Here is a 16,766-nt window from a genome sequence, read left to right on the forward strand (position 1 = left end):
TTTTTGTGAGGCATCCCTCCAACTACACATAGGAATTTTCTTTATAAACACCCGTTTTCACCTTATGTTTTTCAGTCATGAAAAACACGACTTGGGATTCCTATCAGCTTTTTTTAGATGTCGCCCGCGGTGGCGGCTTGACCGGCGCCGTTGCTTCCAGCGGCTTGAGCCCGGCGACGATCGGCCGGCGCATGCTGGAGCTGGAGGGACAGATCGGACGCCCGCTGTTCGAGCGCAGCCAGGCGGGCTATACGCTGACCGGCGACGGCCAGGCCCTGTTCGACCAACTGCTGGAGATGGAAGCTGCCGCCCGCAAGGTCGATAGCTGGCAGCGCGATGCCCAGGGTGCATCGATCGTTCGTATCGCTGCCGGCACGTGGGTCGGCTGGCTGCTCAGCCAGAATATGCCGACCATCTGCTCTGAGCGTGACGGGTTCCGCATCGACCTTCATCTCGGCGAACGTCGTGCGAGCCTTGCCCATCGCGAGAGTGATATCGGCATCCGCGCCTTCGAGCCGGAGGAGACCAATCTCGCCGCCATCAAGACCGGCGATGTCGCCTATGCCGCCTATCAGGCCCGCAACATGCGCTTTTCCGGCCCGCAGCGCTGGATCGCGGTCACGGAGGAGGAGGCGATCTCGGCCTATCTGCGCTGGCCGCACCAGAATAAGCGCGAGGAAATCGTTTTTACGGTCAGTCGCCCGCGTTCGCTGCACGATCTGGTGCTTGCCGGCTCCGGCATTGCCGTTCTGCCCTGCTTCGTCGGCGACCAGGAGCCGCGGCTGGAGCGGGTCGGCGAGGAAATCCTGGAGCTGCGACACCGGCAATGGATCGTCATGAACAATACTGACCGCCACCGCCGGGAAATCCGCACCGTGGTCGACCGCATGGCCAAATTGCTGAAAAGCCATGCCGAACTCTTTGCCGGCAAGCGTCCGACCTATCTGTGAGAGAACCGGCGGCAATCGACCGCCGGTTCGTGCCTCTTCAGCGAGCCGCGTCGCCCCAGCGATATTCGACCGTGGCCTCGTCAAGCTTCGCCTTCAGCTCCGGATCGAGCTTGAGGTCGATGGCGGCCAGCGTGTCCGTCAATTGATCGGGGCGGCTGGCGCCTATGATGGCCGAGGTGATGACCGGATTGGCGGCGACCCAGGCGACGGCAAGCTTGATGAGCGATTGCCCGGCCTCTTCGGCGATGCCGCGCAGCTCCTCGATCGTGGCAAATTCGCGTTCGTGCCAATAGCGCTGCAGATAGTTGGTGCCGGCATTGCGCAGCTGCGAGCTGAAGCGGCCTTCGGTCGGCGCAACGTCATGCTTGTGCTTGCCGGTGAGAAGACCGCCGGCGATCGGGTTGTAGGGGATGACGGCGATGCGCTGCTCTTCGGCGAGCGGCAGCAGCTCCCGTTCGATCTGGCGAAACAGCAGATTGTAGCGCGGCTGCACCGAAACGAAGCGGGCGGTGCGCAGGAAATCGGCACGGCCGAGCGCCAATGCCAGCCGGTAGGCGAGGAAGTTGGACACGCCGACATAGCGGGCCTTGCCCGAGCGCACGATGACATCGAGCGCTTCCAGCGTTTCGTCGATCGGCGTTTCTCGATCATCCGAATGCAGCTGATAAAGGTCGACATAATCCGTGCCGAGGCGCCGCAGCGAAGCGTCGACGGCGTCGAGAAGATGCCTGCGCGACGCACCTTGATCCCAGGGAGACGGGCCGACCTTTCCAACAGCCTTCGTCGCAACGATGAAGCGGTCGCGCTTGCCCCTCAGCCAGCGACCGACGATCTCTTCGGTGCGGCCGGCAAGCTGCTCGCCGCCACCGAGCGGGTACACATCGGCCGTGTCGATGAAGTTGACGCCGGCATCGGCGGCCTTGTCGAGAATGGCATGGGCGATGTCTTCCTGCTCGATCTGCAGGCCGAAGGTCATCGTGCCCAGACATAGGCGCGAGACGCTGAGACCGGTATTGCCGAATTTTTGATACTGCATGATAGGTCCCCGATGATGGGTTTGAGTTTGCCGCTGGGCGGGATGGCGAAACGGATTTGAGAGTGTTCGCGAAGGAGAACGCCCCGATCTTAGCAAAGCCGGTTTCGGCATTCATCCGCGAAGCGGGGATCGAGTTCACAATCGCGTGCGAACGGTATTGCCTCTTTGCGGGGCAATCGATCGTTTTCGGGGAAAACGGCTAAAGCTTATGCCGGCTTGCTTTTTCCCTTGTCGCCTTCCGATTTCCTTTCTAGTCTAACGGGAAAAACAGAGGGTTGGGTATCGCCTCGATGCCCTCGAACAAAACAGGAGAGACTATGAAGTCCATGTTCGCACGGCTTGCAGCAACGGCTTTTGCGGTCGTTTCGCTGGCCACGGTCGCTCACGCGGAAGACAAGGTCGTCAATATCTATAACTGGTCGGATTATATCGATAATTCGATCCTGGCGGATTTCACCAAGGAAACCGGCATCAAGGTCGTCTATGACACGTTCGATCAGAACGAGACGCTGGAAACCAAGCTGCTCGCGGGCAAGACCGGCTATGACATTGTCGTCCCGACGGCCTATTTCCTGCAACGCCAGATCAAGGCAGGCGTCTTCCAGAAACTGGACAAATCCAAGCTGCCGAACCTCTCCAATATGTGGGATACGGTGCAGCAGCGCATTGCGACCTACGATCCCGGCAACCAGTACGCTATCGATTATATGTGGGGCACCAGCGGCGTCGGCTATAATGTCGACAAGGTGAAGCAGATCCTCGGCACTGACGACGCGCCCGATATCAACGTGATCTTCGATCCCGCGCTGGCTGCCAAGTTCAAGGATTGCGGCATCTATGTGCTGGATTCTCCGACCGACGTCATTCCGGCCGCTCTGCGCTATCTGGGTCTCGATCCGAATTCGACCAAGCAGGAAGACTTCAAGAAGGCCGAGGATCTCCTGACCGCGATCCGTCCCTTCGTGCGCAAGTTCCACTCCTCCGAATACATCAACGCGCTGGCTAACGGCGATATCTGCATCGCCTTCGGCTATTCCGGCGACGTGCTGCAGGCTCGTAATCGTGCAGCCGAAGCCAAGAACGGTGTCAACATCAGCTATTCGATCCCGACGAAGGGCGCGCAGATGTGGTTCGACGTCATGGCGATCCCCGCCGATGCGCCGCATGTCGAAGAAGCTCATATCTTCCTCAACTACATCATGAAACCGGAAGTCATCGCCAAGGCTAGCAACTTCACCGCCTATGCCAACGGCAACAAGGCGTCGCAGCAGTTCGTAAGCAAGGACGTGCTCGATGATCCGGCCGTCTATCCCACGGATGCGGTCCGCGAGAAGCTGTACACGCTGACCCCTTGGGACGCGAAAACGCAGCGCGTGGCAACGCGCTTGTGGACAAAGGTCACCACAGGCCAATAAATCGAAGCGGCCCGGACGGCAACGTCCGGGCCTTTCCTTATGAGGATCATTTAAGAATCACGAGCGCGCCGGGATGGGGAAGAGCCGGCGCCCGCGCATTTCCAGAAAAACTGCGCAGCGGTTTTCCGTCCGGAATGCGGAAATGCTTTAGGAAAGCCCGCCCGGGCATCCATTTGGGGATAAATGATGAAGTCACTCGGTAATATCCGGCGTTCCTTTGCTCCTTGGACCGACCCTTCGGCCAAGCCTTACATTTCCTTCAAGAATGTGACGAAGAAGTTCGGTGATTTTACCGCCGTCGACGACCTCTCCCTGAATATCTACAATCGTGAATTCTTCGCCCTTCTTGGTGCATCGGGCTGCGGCAAGTCCACGCTTCTGCGCATGCTCGCAGGCTTCGAACAGCCGACGACAGGCGAGATCGTGCTGGATGGCCAGGATCTCGCCGGCACGCCACCCTATCGCCGCCCCGTCAACATGATGTTCCAGTCCTACGCGCTGTTTCCGCATATGTCGGTGGAGAAGAACATTGCCTTCGGCCTGCGCCAGGACGGCATGCCCAAGGCCGAGATCGACGATCGCGTCGCGCAGATGCTGAAGCTCGTCAAGCTGGAGCAATTCGCCAAGCGCAAGCCCAATCAGCTTTCCGGCGGCCAGCGCCAGCGTGTCGCCTTGGCCCGCTCGCTTGCGAAGCGTCCGAAGGTGCTGCTGCTCGACGAGCCGCTCGGTGCGCTCGACAAGAAGCTGCGTGAAGAGACCCAGTTCGAGCTCATGGATCTCCAGCAGAGCCTGGGGCTCACCTTCGTCGTCGTTACACACGACCAGGAGGAGGCGATGACCATGGCCGACCGCATCGCGGTCATGAGCCACGGCAAGGTGGTGCAGGTGGCAACGCCGGCGGAGATCTACGAGGCGCCCAATTGCCGCTTCGTCGCCGACTTCATCGGCGACGTGAACATTCTCGACGGCAACGTCACTGCGGCGCAATCGGGCATCGTCGAGATATCGGTCGATGCCGGCTTCACGGTGCGCACCGCTTCCGGTGACACGCCGTCGTCGGGAAGCCGCGCCAGCCTCGCCATCCGTCCGGAGAAGCTGCGCGTGACGCCGCGCGCCCCGGCCAATGCCTCGGTCAATGCCGCCGAAGGCGAGATATGGGATATCGCCTATCTCGGTGACATGACCGTCTTCCATGTCAAGCTGAAGAGCGGCCAGGTGGTCAAGGCCTCGTCGCTGAACGCTGTCCGCGCCGTGGAAGAACCCTTCGCCTACGATCAGGACGTCTGGGTTTCCTTCGACGAAAATGCCGGCGTCTTGCTGAAGGATTGACCATGAGAGCGCTCGGTTCCTCAATTTATCAGCGCCTCGTCATCATCGTCCCCTATGCCTGGCTGGTGATTTTCTTTCTGGCGCCTTTCCTCATCGTCTTCCGCATTTCGCTATCGACGAAAGCCTTGTCGGTGCCGCCCTATGACCCGTCCTTCGCCTGGAGCGACAGCTTCGGCGACTGGTGGGACAAGCTGCAGACCATGTCGTTCGACAATTATGTGTGGTTGACCGGCGATCCGCTCTACATGAACGCCTATATCGAAAGCCTGCAGATCGCCGGCATTTCGACGCTGCTGACCCTGATCATCGCCTATCCCATCGCCTACGGGATGGCGCAGGCGCCGCGCACGATCCGGCCGACATTGCTGATGCTGGTCATCCTGCCTTTCTGGACGAGCTTCCTGATCCGCGTCTATTCCTGGATGTCGATCCTCAGCACCACAGGCCTCTTGAACCAGCTTCTGATGGCGCTCGGCATCATCCACGAGCCGCTCGTCATCCTGAATACCAATACCGCCGTCTATATCGGCATGGTCTATTCTTACCTGCCCTTCATGGTCCTGCCGCTCTATTCCGCGCTGGAGAAGATGGACGGCACGCTGATCGAGGCGGCGCAGGATCTTGGCTGCACGCCGATCGGCGCATTCTGGCGCGTCACCTTTCCGCTCTCCATTCCCGGCATCGTTGCCGGCTGCATGCTCGTCTTCATCCCGGCCGTCGGCGAGTTCGTCATCCCCGACCTGCTCGGCGGCTCGCAGACGCTGATGATCGGCAAGGTGCTCTGGACGGAATTCTACAGCAACACCGACTGGCCGCTGGCCTCGGCGGTGGCGACCATCCTCCTGCTTGTGCTGGTGGTGCCCATCGTCTTCTTCCAGCATTTCCAGGCCAAGGCCGACGAGAAGGGGAGATAACAAATGATCCGCTGGTCCCGCTTCAACATCGTCTCGGTGACACTCGGTCTGGCCTTCCTCTACCTGCCGATCCTGCTGCTGGTCATCTATTCCTTCAACAGCTCGCGCCTCGTCACCGTCTGGGGCGGCTTCTCGACGCAGTGGTACGTGCACCTCTTCAGTAACGACACCATGCTGAGCGCCGCCTGGCTGACGGTGCGCATCGCGCTGCTCTCGGCGACGATTGCCACCGTGCTCGGCACCTTCGCGGCGATTACGCTGGTTCGCTACACGCGCTTCCGCGGCCGCATCCTGTTTTCGGGCATGATCTATGCGCCGCTCGTCATGCCCGACGTCATCACCGGCCTGTCGCTGCTGCTGCTTTTCGTGACGTCCGGTGTCGATCGCGGCTTCTGGACGATCGTCATGGCCCATACGACGCTCACTATGTGCTTTGTCGCCGTCGTCGTGCAGTCCCGCCTGCTGACCTTCGATCGCTCGATCGAGGAAGCGGCACTGGATCTCGGCGCCCCGCCGGTGCGCACCTTCTTCGAGGTGACGCTGCCGATCATCGCGCCGGCCGTCTTCTCCGGCTGGGTGCTGGCACTCACCTTGTCGCTCGACGATCTGGTGATTGCGACCTTTGCTTCGGGTGCAGGCGCGAAAACGCTGCCGATGCTGATCTACAGTCAGGTGAAGCTTGGCGTGACGCCGGAAATCAACGCCATCTGCACTATCCTGATCGGCGTCGTCGCCGTGGGCGTCATCTGCGCTTCCATCGTGACGAAGCGTCGCGAAGTGCAGCGGCAGAGAGACGAGCAAGCCGCGGCAGCGGCTTGAGGCGCTGCAGGCGAAGGGTGGCTCCCGGAAGAACTATGGCTGCTGTATCGGCTTTTGCAGAAGCGTCGCGACCGGCGAAATCACCGGATTGGGCCAGCTGCCACCAATGAAGAAGGGCAGCATCGGCAGTTCGTCGGCGTCGGAGGGCGAGGTCGCCTCGATCGCACCGGAGAGTGCCAGCCCGTTGGTGCGGAACGGAACGACGCCGTTGAAGCTGATCGTTTCATTGCGGCCCGCAATGGCCGCGTTCTGTACCTCAGCGGAGCCTTTCGCAAAACTTGCATCCACGTTGATGCTGTCGAAGTCGAAAGAGGAATCGGCGATATCGCTCATCCGGAAGAAAGCCTTCTCGGTGGCGAGTGTCCGGAAAGTCGAGATATCGAATTGGCGAAACGATCCTGCCGACGAGGTGAAGTGCAGCGTACCGGCAACGTCGCTGAGCGTGGCAACCCAGATCGGCTTCGACGTGCTGAGCGAGAGATCCAGCGACGCCGACGAGGGCATCGGCAGTGGGCCAATCAGCTTCAGGCGCGTGAAGAGGCCGCCGAAATCGGCGTTGCGGATCGATATCTGCAATTTGCCGCCGCCGTCGAAATCGCCCGGTGCGACCTCCAGATGCGCGGTCAGCGAACCGCTTTCGAAGCTGCTGTCGCCTATGTCGAATTTCGCCTTGCCCCCTGCCACCAGCAGGCTGGCGCCGATATTCTCGAACTGGAAGGGACCGAGTGCCGCCTTGTTCGACGACAGCCGCATGTCGAGGTCGAGCCGCTGCAGCGGATTGCCGTTCAGCAGCGCGTCGATGGCGGTCTCGGCCGCAAGGCGCATGGAGAAGGCAGCCAGGAACGGATTGAGGTTCATCTGGTCGAAGGCAAGCGTACCGGAAATCTTCGGTTTGCCCGTTTTCGTATAGTTCAGGTCCATGATGCCGGAGGCAGCGGAATCGTTGACCTTGAAACTCAGATTGTTGAAGCGGAGGCCGTTGTCGATTGCTGCGATATTGGCGCTGAGCGAGATATTCTTGAGGGCGTCGGCTGCCGGCAGGCGCTGCCCGCTCCAGGAGATGAAGGAGGGCACGTTCGGCACGCTCAGATCCAGATTACCCGAAAGTGCCGAAAAATCCGATATGCTGGTAATGCCGGTATAGGTCCAGCTGATCATCGGCGAAACGAAGCTGGTCGTGGTGTTCACATTCTTGCCGGCGAAGAAGAGCAGGGGCTCGGCCGAGTCGAAATTCAGCTTGATGTCCTGGCCGTTGAAGCGGGCAAGAATGACGGCACTCAGCGATTGGGAAAGCCGCGGCCAGGCGATGTCGGCATTGACGGCGTTCAGCTTGTAGATGCTGCCGCTGCGCTCGTCGGTCATTTCGACGCTTCCGTCCTCGATGGTCAGCATGCCGATGGCGGCATCCTGTTCCTTGCTCATCCGCATGCCCTGGCCGGAGGAAGCCTCCGCCTGTTCGATCGCCTTGGAAAGGCGGCCTTCGTTCGTCCAGTCGATCAGGCCGTTCTCGTCGCGGCGGATGTAGAGGATCGGGCGCAGGAAATGGAATTCGTGAAAATGCGCGTGCCCGCGGATTGCCGACCACAGGGAAAAATCCGCGGAGAGGCTGTCGACATGGCCGAGGACCTTGCCGTTTCTCGACGGTTCGCGGATGGTGACCTGATTGAGCGTCACGCGTGGCGTCGGCCAGAATTCCAGCGTCGGGTCGCCTTCGATCTGGGCCCGATACCCCGTCCAGTCCGACAGTGCCTTCTCGATGCCGGAGCGCACCAGACCGCTTGAAATCAGGAAAGGCGCGGTCGCTCTGAAGACAGCGAACACGATGAGGATCGTGAGAAGAATGATGCCGGTCGTGCGAGCAACGGCAGGCAGCCAGCGCGAGGCCGAACGCATCGTCAACCGCCACTTGTTGTTTTTCGAAGCTCTCATGATCCCGTGGAGACTCTTGAACTGATAGGGATAATCTGCCTGAGTTTGCCGGATATAGGAAATGTTTGTCGGATGCAAACGTCACGCACTGGCATTACCCACAACACCGTGATTTTATTAATGCGCTGCAGCATTGCTATATAGTGCAAAAAGCGGGGAGAGAAATATGCAGGATCAGCAGCCGCTCTGGACGCCATCGGAAACATTTCGCCGCCAGAGCCCGATGTTTGCCTTCATGCAGGAATGCAACCGCCGCTTCGGCCTCCCGCTGTCCGACTTTGCCGGCCTCCACGCCTGGTCCATCGACGACCGTGAAAACTTCTGGTCGGCGGTCTGGGATTTCTGCGGTGTGAAGGGCAAGCGCGGTGAACGGGTGCTGATCCATGGCGATGTCATGCTGGATGCCCGCTTCTTTCCCGATGCCGAGCTGAATTTCGCAGAAAACCTGCTCTCGCAGAGCGGCGAGGGCGACGCGCTTGTGTTCTGGGGCGAGGACAAGGTTCGCGATCGCTGGTCATGGGATCGGCTGGCCGCCATGGTATCCCGCCTGCAGCAGGCCTATCGTGCCGAGGGCATCGGCAAGGGAGACCGCATCGCGGCGATGATGCCGAACATGCCCGAAACCATCGCCAGCATGCTGGCGGCCGCGTCGATCGGCGCGATCTGGTCTTCCTGTTCTCCGGATTTCGGCGAGCAGGGCGTTATGGATCGTTTCGGCCAGATCGAGCCGAAGCTCTTCATCGCCTGCAGCGGCTATTGGTATGGCGGCAAGCTGCAGGACGTCACCGCAAAGGTCAGCGCTATCGCACAGCGCCTGAAAGCGCCCACGGTCATCGTGCCCTATGCCGGTAATGCCGAAGCCGTCGTGGCCGCGACCCCGGGCGCGAGGACCCTTGGTGATCTCGTCGCGCCCTTTGAGGCGAAGCCGGTCGAATTTACGCCCGTGTCCTTCTCCCACCCGCTGTTCATCCTGTTTTCTTCAGGCACCACAGGCGTCCCGAAATGCATCGTGCATTCCACCGGCGGCGCCTTGCTGCAGCTCCTCAAGGAGCATCGCCTGCATTGCGGCGTCACACCTGGCGAAAAGGTCTTCTATTTCACCACCTGCGGCTGGATGATGTGGAATTGGCTGGTGACTGGCCTTGCCGCCGGCGCGACGCTTTGCCTTTACGATGGTTCGCCCTTCGCTCCCGATGGCAATATTTTGTTCGACTATGCGCAGGAAGAAAAATTCGCACTGTTCGGCACCTCGGCCAAATATATCGACGCCGCGCATAAGAGCGGCCTGACGCCGAAGGCCTCGCATGATCTCTCGAGCCTGCGGCTGATGACCTCCACCGGCTCGCCGCTGTCGCCGGAAGGCTTCACCTTCGTCTATGAGGGCATCAAGGGCGATATCCAGCTCGCGTCCATTTCCGGCGGCACGGATATCGTCTCCTGTTTCGTGCTCGGCAATCCGCTGCAAGCGGTCTGGCGCGGCGAGATCCAGGGGCCGGGCCTGGGCCTTGCCGTCGATGTCTGGAACGACGAAGGCAAGCCGGTGCGCGGCGAGAAGGGCGAGCTCGTCTGCACCAAGGCCTTTCCCTCCATGCCGGTCATGTTCTGGAATGATCCGGACCGCGCCAAATATCGCGCCGCCTATTTCGAGCGCTTCGACAATATCTGGTGCCACGGCGATTTCGCCGAGTGGACGGAGCATGGCGGCCTTATCATTCATGGCCGCTCGGATGCGACCCTTAATCCCGGCGGCGTGCGCATCGGCACGGCCGAGATCTACAATCAGGTCGAGCAGATCCCCGAGGTTCTGGAGGCGCTCTGCATCGGTCAGGATTGGGACGATGACGTCCGCGTCGTGCTTTTCGTCCGCCTTGCCGCCGGCGTCTCCCTGACCGAAGATCTGGTCAAGGCAATGAAGACCCGCATCCGCACCGGCGCCTCGCCGCGCCATGTGCCGGCGAAGATCATCGCCGTTGCCGATATCCCGCGCACGAAATCTGGCAAGATCGTCGAGCTTGCGGTGCGCGAGGTGGTGCATGGCCGCCCGGTCAAGAACAAGGAGGCGCTCGCCAATCCGGAGGCACTGGATCTCTTCGCCGGGCTGGAAGAACTCAAAAGTTAAGGTGAGCCTTAAAACTGAGGGGCAAACGATGACCATCGTTTGGTAACCTCGCGTTAAGAAAGCTTGGTCAAAAGTAAAGGCCAACTTGAGACCGTTCGCATGAGCTGGAGCGGATTTGGAGCCGGCCATGGTTCCCGAGACATGAAGTTCCCCGACTCGAGCTTGCTTTCGACAGCATAAACTTCAAAGGCAGCGCGGTTAGCTGCCTTTTTTTCGTTTCCCCGCCACGAATCCGTGTCTGCTCTGTACATTGACGCATTGAGCAAGTATGTGCACCCTTGAAGAAGAGGTTCGCGACGTGCGAACCACGATGATCGCCGCCGACTGGCGCGCGAAGAATTCCGAAAGACAGATGATGACTGAATTCGAAGGCATCGCTCCTGCGATTGCCCAGGCTTTGGCGAAGCGCGGTTACGAAACGCTGACGCCGGTGCAAAAGGCCATGCTCGATCCGGACCTCGCCGGCAAGGATGCGCTTGTCTCGGCCCAGACCGGCTCGGGCAAGACGGTTGCGTTCGGCCTGGCGCTGGCGCCCGGCCTGCTCGATGGCGCTGAGCGTTTCGGCCCGGCCGGAGCGCCGCTGGCTCTCGCGATCGCCCCGACGCGCGAACTGGCGTTGCAGGTCCAGCGCGAGCTGGAATGGCTTTATGCGCTGACGGGCGCGACCATTGCCTCCTGCGTCGGCGGCATGGACATGCGCACGGAACGGCGCGCACTGGAGCGCGGTGCCCATATCGTCGTCGGCACGCCCGGCCGTCTTTGCGATCACATCCGCCGCAATTCGCTCGATATTTCCGAACTCAAGGCCGTCGTGCTCGACGAAGCCGACGAAATGCTCGATCTCGGTTTCCGCGAGGATCTGGAATTCATTCTGGAATCCGCGCCGTCCGAGCGTCGCACCCTGATGTTTTCCGCTACCGTGCCGCGCTCGATCGCCAAGCTCGCTGAGAATTACCAGCGCGATGCCGTCCGTATAGCGACAGCGTCCGAGGCGAAACAGCATGTCGATATCGAATACCGCGCACTGACCGTGGTCCCGAGCGATAGGGAAAACGCCATCATCAACGTGCTGCGCTATTACGAAGCGCGCAACGCTATCGTTTTCTGCTCGACGCGCGCCGCCGTCAATCATCTGACGGCCCGCTTCAACAATCGCGGCTTTTCGGTCGTCGCTCTCTCGGGCGAACTCAGCCAGAACGAGCGCACCCACGCCCTGCAGGCCATGCGCGACGGCCGCGCCCGCGTCTGCATCGCGACCGATGTCGCCGCCCGCGGCATCGACCTGCCGGGTCTGGAACTGGTCGTTCACGCCGATCTGCCGACCAATCCCGACACGCTTTTACATCGCAGCGGCCGCACCGGTCGCGCCGGCAACAAGGGCGTCAGCGCCCTGATCGTGCCGCTCAGCGCCCGCCGTCGCACCGAGCGCCTGCTGGAAGCCGCCCGCATCCGCGCCACCTGGGCAAAGCCACCTTCGGCTGAAGAGGTGAGCCAGCGTGACGACGAACGTCTTCTCGCCGATCCGGTCTTTACTGGGGCGCTTGCCGAAGACGAGCAGTCGATCGTGCAGCAGCTGCTGGAGCGCCACGGCGCCGAGCAGGTTGCTGCCGCGTTCCTGCGGCAGTACCGGACCGGCCACTCCGCGCCCGAGGAGCTGCAGGACGTGCCGGCCGAAGGCGAACGCAGGAAGCCGCGCCGGGACGATTTCCCGGTCACGCCTCGCGACGAGGGCTCGTCTGCGGGCCGCAACGACTTTACCGATGGTCTCTGGGTATCGTTGTCTGTCGGGCGCAAGCAGAATGCCGAACCGCGCTGGCTGATCCCCATGCTTTGCCGTAACGGCAATCTGACCAAGCGCGACATCGGCGCCATCAAGATGCAGCCGGAAGAGACCTTCGTCGAGCTCTCGCAGGAGAGTTTCGAGCGCTTCCTCGCCGCCATCGGCCCGGACAAGACCCTGGAGCGTGGCATCCGCGTCAAGCCGCTGGCCGGCATGCCGGATTTCCAGGCCAAGCGCGAAGGCGGCTTCGCAAAGAAGAAGCCCTTCGCCGACAAGGGCGCTCGCGGCAATGATGGCCCGAAGCCGAAATGGAAGTCCGATCGCAAGCCGGAACGCGGGCATGCAGGCGAAGGCAGCGTTTCCGAACGCTCCGACAAGAAGCCCTGGTCAAAAAAGCCTGGCAAGCCGGGCTTCGCCAAGAACGACGGCCCGCCAAAGGGTGGCAATCCGAATTCCAGGGCTGCCCGCAAGGCTGCGAAGACGCGCGGGGAGTGAGCTCGAACGCTCTCGTGATCAGTTCAAAGGATCGTCGGGCTTCGGTTCCACACCTCTGTTGATCCAATAGTGCTCGGATATTTTTCGGCTGTTTTCAATGATATGGGCGGCGATCTCCGGATTGCCGCCCATGAAGGTCTCGGGGTCGGCGCCACATAGCAGCAGAAAAAGCTTCTGGTGCGCGACCGCGGCAAAATAGTCGCGGGGCGGAGGCATCTCCTGCGATCCGCTGGCGCTCAGCTCGTCCGCAGCCTGCCGGCTTGCATCCTCGATCGCCTTGTAGATCGTCGCCAGCATGACCCGTTCGGCCCGATCCTGGATATCGGCATATTGTCGCTCGGCCGGTGTCGGAACTGGGCAGCTCTCGTTCATTTGGTGCATCTCCTGCGTGAATGTCTCATCAATTGAACGCAAGCCAATGTCATGCGATTGCGTCCACTTTGGGCCGGTATAAAGATCTCTCCGGGGTTAGAAAACAGAGCCAAGGCCAGAGCATGGTCACGGGCGGGCTGAGATAGATGGTCGCGCTTAGGTCAGCGCGGCGTTTCGGTTCCTGTTACAGATGCTTCGCCACGACGGCATGTCGCGGGTAATCTGTGAGTAGACTGCAGAAGTCGCGAAAATGTCTGCCTGGTGCGGCAGGCGGTTATTCGGCTTGACATTTGGATAACGTCGAGGAGAAGATTGCCCATGGGGTTGCGATCACCCCACGAGGCTACGGCTGAAGAATCGCGTCCTTGAACCCGAGCCAACGGAGGACGCGCCGTGCCGTCATTTCTGGAAATCACACCCGACAAACTGAATCGTATTATCGGCACGCCCAGCTTGCCGACGATTATCGATGCCCGCACTGACGAGGATTTCGCTGCGGATCCTCGCCTTATCCCCGGTTCGATCCGCCGTGATTATCGAACGGTAACCGACTGGGCGAACGAACTGACTGGGCCAGCCATCATTCTCTGCCAGAAGGGACAGAAACTCGGTCACGGAGTTGCTGCCCATCTGCGCGTCGTTGGAAAGGAGGCGGAGGTTCTCGAAGGCGGTTTCGAAGCATGGCGAAGCGCGAAGTACATGCTGGTCGCCGATGAAAAGCTGCCTCCCCGCGATGCCAAGGGGCGGACCGTATGGGTAACAAGGGCACGGCCAAAGATCGATCGCATCGCTTGTCCATGGCTGATCCGGCGCTTCATCGATCCGTCAGCGATCTTCCTGTTCGTTCCGGCAACCGAAGTTGCGGCTGTTGCCGATCGCTTCAAGGCAACACCATTCGATATCGAAGACGTCTTCTGGAGCCATCGCGGCGAGCTGTGCACCTTCGATGTCATGATTGAGGAATTCGGTCTCCGCACCGAACCTCTCCTTCATCTTGCAACCATCGTTCGGGGCGCCGATACCGCCCGGCCCGACCTGGCACCTGAAGTCGCCGGGCTGCTCGCGGCGTCGCTCGGGCTTTCGCGGATGTTCAACGACGACCTGGAGCAACTGGAAGCCGGCATGACGCTCTATGATGCCTTCTATCGCTGGTGTCGTGATGCGACGGAAGAGACGCATAACTGGCCAAACCCGCGGAAGGTATGAAAGGCTATGACTGACCTCGTAAAGAACGCTGCCGCGCGAACAAGCCCGGCCGATCAGGACATCGTCCCCCTCCGTGAGGCCCTCAAGGTCTGGACCCGTGTTGCCGCTTTAAGCTTCGGCGGACCGGCTGGGCAGATCGCCGTCATGCACCGCATCGTCGTCGATGAAAAGAAATGGGTGGGAGAACACAGGTTTCTTCATGCTCTGAACTACTGCATGTTGCTGCCGGGTCCCGAAGCGCATCAGCTTGCCATCTATATCGGCTGGCTGCTGAACAGGACCCTGGGCGGCATGATCGCGGGCATTCTATTCGTCCTGCCGGGCTTCCTGGCAATTCTCGTGCTCAGTTACGTTTACGTCCTGTTCGGGAATCTGACCTTTATCGAAGGGATGTTCTTCGGGCTCAAATGCGCCGTGCTGGCGGTCGTCGTCCAGGCGGTCTTTCGCATCGGGGGGCGAGCCCTCAAGAGCAGGACTATGGTTGCTTTGGCCTCCGCCGCCTTCGTGGCGATCTTCTTCCTGCATGTTCCGTTCCCCATTATCATCATTGGAGCGGGGCTTATCGGCTACTTGGCCTCTCAGGCAGGGGTTGCGGCCTTCAAAATGGGGGGAGGGCACAAATCCGGCTCCGGGACAATTCTGGAAGACAAGGACTCCGTTCTTGGCGAGGAGATCCCGTTGCACGCTCGACCAAATCTCGCCTGGTCTCTGAAGACCTCGGGTGCGCTGGCGGCCGCGTGGCTCATTCCGGTTGCGATCCTCGTGATTACGCTCGGTACCGACAACGTCTTTTCCAAAATCGCGATATTCTTCAGCGAGATGGCAATCGTGACCTTTGGGGGTGCGTACGCCGTGCTGGCATATGTCGCGCAGGAGGCCGTGCAGCAATTGGGCTGGCTGCGGCCGGGCGAGATGCTGGACGGTTTAGGGATGGCGGAAACGACCCCTGGACCGTTGATCATGGTAACACAGTTCGTTGGGTTCCTGGCAGGCTATCGTAATCCCGGCACCCTCAGTCCTCTTGCGGCAGCAACCCTTGCCGCCGTGCTGACAACATGGGTCACCTTCCTGCCGAGCTTCCTTTGGATTTTCGCAGGCGCGCCATTCATCGAGAAGATGCGCGGAAATGTCGCCCTGACCGGAGCCATGTCGGCAATAACGGCGGCGGTCGTGGGGGTCATCCTGAACCTTGCGATCTGGTTCGGGCTCCATGTGCTGTTCCGTGAGACCACGAATTTCACCTATGGTTCTTGGAGGATGGACGTGCCTGTCCTGACCTCGCTTTCATTGCCCTCGCTCATACTGACCCTATTGGCCGCGATGGCCGTCTTTCGCCTGAAGATGTCGGTGATAACGACCTTGTTGACATCTGCCGCTTTGGGGGTCGGCTGGACCGTCCTTGGTTCCTGACCGAAGAGGCATTCGCTCCCTCATCTGCGAGACGTCAGCCAAACGCCCACCAGCGTCACCGCCAGCCCCGCGAACATCGCCGTCGTCAGCGGTTCGGAAAACAAGGCCCAGGCCCATAGCATGGTTACGGGCGGGCTGAGATAGATGGCCGCGCTGACCTGCGCCACCGGGAAGAGGCGCAGGCTGGTATAATAGACCGAATAGGCCGTGAAGGTCGCGATCAGCACCAGCCATATCATGCCGATCGCGAAACCGCGGGTCAGCGGCGGCGCAAGATCGCCCTGCATCATCGCGCAGATGCCGAAAAGCACCGAGGCCATCAGCGTGTGGATGCAGAGGCTCTGGTGAACGGGCATGTGCCAGCTGCGTCGCCGTTTGTGCAGGACCGATGCGAAGGCAAAGACGAGCATCGAGCCGACGGTCAGTCCATAGGCCCACATGGGAGCCGAGCCGAAGCTGAGGCTGTCGACCGACACGATCAGTACACCTGCGACCGCGATGGCCGTCCCCAGCCATTGGCGCCGGCTTAGCCGCTCTCCCAGCACGGGTTGTGACAGAGCCGCAATCGCGAGCGGCAGCAGATCCGAAATCAGCGCCACCAGCCCCGTCGGTACCCTTTGTTCGATCGCGAGCGCAAAGCCGCCGAGATAGAGGAAGACCGACATCACGCCGAACAGCATCTGTTCGGCGATCGTGCGCATCCGCATCCGCGGACCGATCGCGAGGGCAAACGGCAGCAGGATCAAACCGGACAGAAGCGTGCGCCAGAACAGGACCAGCATGACGCTGGCCTCCTGGCTGGCATAGCGGATGCCGATAAAGCCGGAGCTCCAGCTGACGATCAGCAACGCCGCCATTAATGGCCAAAGGAAGCGGCGTTCGTTCGGCGCGGTCCGGGATAGGCTCTGGTCTGTCATCAGGCTCTCGATTGAATGGCTTTCACGGGCAGCCATAGGCGAGAGCCGGATAGATAGCACATGACAAATATCGAT

Annotated in this window: 13 protein-coding genes; 9 read left to right on the forward strand and 4 right to left on the reverse strand. The window is 60.8% G+C overall.

Annotation, left to right across the window (positions count from 1 at the left end; genetic code table 11):
* Nucleotides 1-77 precede the first annotated feature (77 nt).
* Nucleotides 78-950 (forward strand): LysR family transcriptional regulator, encoded by an 873-nt coding sequence (locus tag GA0061103_RS07735; protein ID WP_092709217.1) that lies wholly within the window; start codon nucleotides 78-80, stop codon nucleotides 948-950.
* 37 nt (nucleotides 951-987) lie between these two features.
* On the opposite strand, the gene GA0061103_RS07740 is transcribed toward GA0061103_RS07735, so the two are convergent.
* Nucleotides 988-1,986, reverse strand: coding sequence for an aldo/keto reductase (locus GA0061103_RS07740; RefSeq protein WP_092709220.1), 999 nt, complete (start codon nucleotides 1,984-1,986; stop codon nucleotides 988-990).
* 326 nt (nucleotides 1,987-2,312) lie between these two features.
* Between GA0061103_RS07740 and GA0061103_RS07745 the strand changes: the two genes are divergently transcribed.
* The 4 genes from GA0061103_RS07745 (at nucleotide 2,313) to GA0061103_RS07760 (ending at nucleotide 6,463) form a co-directional block, all read left to right on the forward strand.
* A complete protein-coding gene (locus tag GA0061103_RS07745; RefSeq protein WP_245304728.1) occupies nucleotides 2,313-3,401 on the forward strand; it encodes a polyamine ABC transporter substrate-binding protein in 1,089 nt (362 codons plus the stop codon).
* A 186-nt stretch (nucleotides 3,402-3,587) separates the two neighbouring features.
* Nucleotides 3,588-4,730 (forward strand): ABC transporter ATP-binding protein, encoded by a 1,143-nt coding sequence (locus GA0061103_RS07750; protein ID WP_092711153.1) that lies wholly within the window; start codon nucleotides 3,588-3,590, stop codon nucleotides 4,728-4,730.
* Between the two features lie 2 nt (nucleotides 4,731-4,732).
* Nucleotides 4,733-5,644 carry an ABC transporter permease subunit gene (locus tag GA0061103_RS07755; protein ID WP_092709226.1) on the forward strand — a complete coding sequence of 304 codons (912 nt, stop codon included), beginning with the start codon at nucleotides 4,733-4,735 and terminating at the stop codon, nucleotides 5,642-5,644.
* A gap of 3 nt (nucleotides 5,645-5,647) precedes the next feature.
* Nucleotides 5,648-6,463 carry an ABC transporter permease subunit gene (locus GA0061103_RS07760; RefSeq protein ID WP_092709228.1) on the forward strand — a complete coding sequence of 272 codons (816 nt, stop codon included), beginning with the start codon at nucleotides 5,648-5,650 and terminating at the stop codon, nucleotides 6,461-6,463.
* Between the two features lie 33 nt (nucleotides 6,464-6,496).
* Here GA0061103_RS07760 and GA0061103_RS07765 read toward each other — a convergent pair whose 3' ends face one another.
* Nucleotides 6,497-8,392 carry an AsmA family protein gene (locus GA0061103_RS07765; protein WP_092711155.1) on the reverse strand — a complete coding sequence of 632 codons (1,896 nt, stop codon included), beginning with the start codon at nucleotides 8,390-8,392 and terminating at the stop codon, nucleotides 6,497-6,499.
* A 166-nt stretch (nucleotides 8,393-8,558) separates the two neighbouring features.
* Between GA0061103_RS07765 and GA0061103_RS07770 the strand changes: the two genes are divergently transcribed.
* Both GA0061103_RS07770 and GA0061103_RS07775 read left to right on the forward strand, forming a co-directional pair.
* Nucleotides 8,559-10,511 carry an acetoacetate--CoA ligase gene (locus tag GA0061103_RS07770; RefSeq protein ID WP_092709231.1) on the forward strand — a complete coding sequence of 651 codons (1,953 nt, stop codon included), beginning with the start codon at nucleotides 8,559-8,561 and terminating at the stop codon, nucleotides 10,509-10,511.
* Nucleotides 10,512-10,866: 355 nt separating this feature from the next.
* Nucleotides 10,867-12,786 carry a DEAD/DEAH box helicase gene (locus tag GA0061103_RS07775; RefSeq protein ID WP_092711157.1) on the forward strand — a complete coding sequence of 640 codons (1,920 nt, stop codon included), beginning with the start codon at nucleotides 10,867-10,869 and terminating at the stop codon, nucleotides 12,784-12,786.
* An 18-nt stretch (nucleotides 12,787-12,804) separates the two neighbouring features.
* Here the strand turns inward: GA0061103_RS07775 and GA0061103_RS07780 are convergent, their stop codons facing one another.
* Nucleotides 12,805-13,158: a hypothetical protein gene (locus tag GA0061103_RS07780; RefSeq protein ID WP_092709233.1), complete on the reverse strand. Its 354-nt coding sequence runs from the start codon at nucleotides 13,156-13,158 to the stop codon at nucleotides 12,805-12,807.
* A gap of 393 nt (nucleotides 13,159-13,551) precedes the next feature.
* Between GA0061103_RS07780 and GA0061103_RS07785 the strand changes: the two genes are divergently transcribed.
* Nucleotides 13,552-14,364, forward strand: a complete 813-nt coding sequence (locus tag GA0061103_RS07785; RefSeq protein WP_092709236.1) for a chromate resistance protein ChrB domain-containing protein — start codon at nucleotides 13,552-13,554, stop codon at nucleotides 14,362-14,364.
* Nucleotides 14,365-14,370: 6 nt separating this feature from the next.
* On the forward strand, nucleotides 14,371-15,774 hold the full coding sequence (chrA, locus tag GA0061103_RS07790; protein ID WP_092709239.1) for a chromate efflux transporter: 1,404 nt from the start codon (nucleotides 14,371-14,373) through the stop codon (nucleotides 15,772-15,774).
* A gap of 20 nt (nucleotides 15,775-15,794) precedes the next feature.
* Here chrA and GA0061103_RS07795 read toward each other — a convergent pair whose 3' ends face one another.
* Nucleotides 15,795-16,691 carry a DMT family transporter gene (locus tag GA0061103_RS07795; protein WP_092711159.1) on the reverse strand — a complete coding sequence of 299 codons (897 nt, stop codon included), beginning with the start codon at nucleotides 16,689-16,691 and terminating at the stop codon, nucleotides 15,795-15,797.
* Nucleotides 16,692-16,766 lie beyond the last annotated feature (75 nt).

Source organism: Martinezella multihospitum, from assembly GCF_900094585.1.
GTDB classification, from domain to species: Bacteria; Pseudomonadota; Alphaproteobacteria; order Rhizobiales; family Rhizobiaceae; genus Rhizobium; species Rhizobium multihospitium.

Excerpts from the sequence above, each read along its gene's own strand:
- GA0061103_RS07735 (WP_092709217.1), top strand. The coding sequence starts at position 78 with ATGAAAAACACGACTTGGGATTCCTATCAGCTTTTTTTAGATGTCGCC.
- GA0061103_RS07740 (WP_092709220.1), bottom strand. The coding sequence starts at position 1,986 with ATGCAGTATCAAAAATTCGGCAATACCGGTCTCAGCGTCTCGCGCCTA.
- GA0061103_RS07745 (WP_245304728.1), top strand. The coding sequence starts at position 2,313 with ATGTTCGCACGGCTTGCAGCAACGGCTTTTGCGGTCGTTTCGCTGGCC.
- GA0061103_RS07750 (WP_092711153.1), top strand. The coding sequence starts at position 3,588 with ATGAAGTCACTCGGTAATATCCGGCGTTCCTTTGCTCCTTGGACCGAC.
- GA0061103_RS07755 (WP_092709226.1), top strand. The coding sequence starts at position 4,733 with ATGAGAGCGCTCGGTTCCTCAATTTATCAGCGCCTCGTCATCATCGTC.
- GA0061103_RS07760 (WP_092709228.1), top strand. The coding sequence starts at position 5,648 with ATGATCCGCTGGTCCCGCTTCAACATCGTCTCGGTGACACTCGGTCTG.
- GA0061103_RS07765 (WP_092711155.1), bottom strand. The coding sequence starts at position 8,392 with ATGAGAGCTTCGAAAAACAACAAGTGGCGGTTGACGATGCGTTCGGCC.
- GA0061103_RS07770 (WP_092709231.1), top strand. The coding sequence starts at position 8,559 with ATGCAGGATCAGCAGCCGCTCTGGACGCCATCGGAAACATTTCGCCGC.
- GA0061103_RS07775 (WP_092711157.1), top strand. The coding sequence starts at position 10,867 with ATGACTGAATTCGAAGGCATCGCTCCTGCGATTGCCCAGGCTTTGGCG.
- GA0061103_RS07780 (WP_092709233.1), bottom strand. The coding sequence starts at position 13,158 with ATGAACGAGAGCTGCCCAGTTCCGACACCGGCCGAGCGACAATATGCC.
- chrA (WP_092709239.1), top strand. The coding sequence starts at position 14,371 with ATGACTGACCTCGTAAAGAACGCTGCCGCGCGAACAAGCCCGGCCGAT.
- GA0061103_RS07795 (WP_092711159.1), bottom strand. The coding sequence starts at position 16,691 with ATGACAGACCAGAGCCTATCCCGGACCGCGCCGAACGAACGCCGCTTC.